At 44.3% G+C, this 1,463-nt stretch carries 1 protein-coding gene; it reads left to right on the top strand.

Going from position 1 to position 1,463, the window contains the following annotated elements:
- Nucleotides 1-275: 275 nt before the first annotated feature.
- Nucleotides 276-1,463: methyl-accepting chemotaxis protein (locus tag BCT81_RS20080; RefSeq protein ID WP_102425579.1), on the top strand; the 1,188-nt coding region annotated here is incomplete at its 3' end.

Genomic DNA, 1,463 nt, shown 5'->3' with positions numbered 1-1,463 from the left:
CATTATTAATAGAAGACTTGTTAACTAATAAAACTCAACCATCCAAAATAGTACTTTTATTCGCACCAGCTTCGACTCACTTGCTAGGCGAAACTATCAAAATCGGATCCTTACTCTTTAGATGTTCCAATTAGACCTCAGTGATTATACAAACTCGCTACATCACAGAAACAAAACCACAACCGGAGTGTGGTCACATTATTCGATATACCCCATAGGTGGTAAGGACTCTTGCCAGTACAGTATCCGCGTCATCAGAATTAATAAAAACACCTATGCGCTCAACAATAACCTTCAAGATTTTGGTTGCTCTTGCCATTGTATTTACCTTTTTACTGGCAATATCCACCTACTTTCAATACTCCCAACAAAAACAACTGGTTAATTCCGTTCTAAGTGAACAACTTCACGATAAAGCGAGCAACTATTTCGATAGCCTTAATATGATGATGCTGACAGGCACCATGGCACAGAAAGAAACGCTGCGTCAGAAAGCGTTAGCGCAAGAAGGCATTGAAGACGTTCGAGTATTACGTGCCGAAGCCGTAAGTAAGTTGTATGGTCCAGGCAATGACAACCAAACACCTGTTGACGAGATTGATAAAAGAGCCTTGTCAGGCGAAACGGTTATCGAGCCATTTTCTGCCGATTGGGGAAAAGGGTTAGTGATCGCCCTACCAATGAAATCGAGCGAAAACTATCGTGGTACCAATTGTATCGCGTGTCATATGGCACCAGAAGGTGAAGTATTGGGAGCAATTCGACTAGAGTACAATCTGAGTCATGTTAATTCGCTGATTAACACTCAAACTATGGCTGCGATCGGTATCATGGCAGTGATCTCCTTCGCTGGCTTTGTGCTGACGATGGGGCTGATTCGTAAAATCATTGTACGCCCGCTTCAGCAAACCTCTCGCTTTATGACTCAAGTCAGCAGCGATAAGGACCTTTCCACTCGCCTACCGGAACAGAGCCAAGATGAAATTGGCACTCTGGCGAAATCAATTAACTCGTTTATGGGCACAGTATCAAGCAGTTTGGAACAAGTACAAGATACCTCTCATAAGCTGAACGCGTCTGCCAATCAACTGACGAGCGTCGCACAAATTACTGAGCAAGCCGCCAGCGACCAGCAGAATGAGACCGCTGAAGTACAAAGTAATGTTGAAGGAATACAAGCTCAGCAGGTCAATGTAGAACAAGCGACATTAACCGCATCTGACCTCATCAATCACACTTCGGATGTGGCATGTAAAAGTGCGAACCAAGCCCATGATGCAAGTAGCGAGATAAAGAACCTTGTCACTAGTATTGAAGAGGTGAAACACAAGATCACCACACTCAACGAACAGACAGGCGAAGTGTCTTCGATATTGAGTGTGATCCGTGGCATTGCCGATCAAACCAACCTTTTAGCACTCAATGCTGCGATAGAAGCTGCGAGAGCAGGTGAACAAGGCCGA

Source organism: Vibrio sp. 10N.261.52.A1 (assembly GCF_002876325.1).
In the GTDB taxonomy this organism is placed as follows: Bacteria; Pseudomonadota; Gammaproteobacteria; order Enterobacterales; family Vibrionaceae; genus Vibrio; species Vibrio chagasii.
This window is presented reverse-complemented; position numbering and strand designations above follow the sequence as displayed.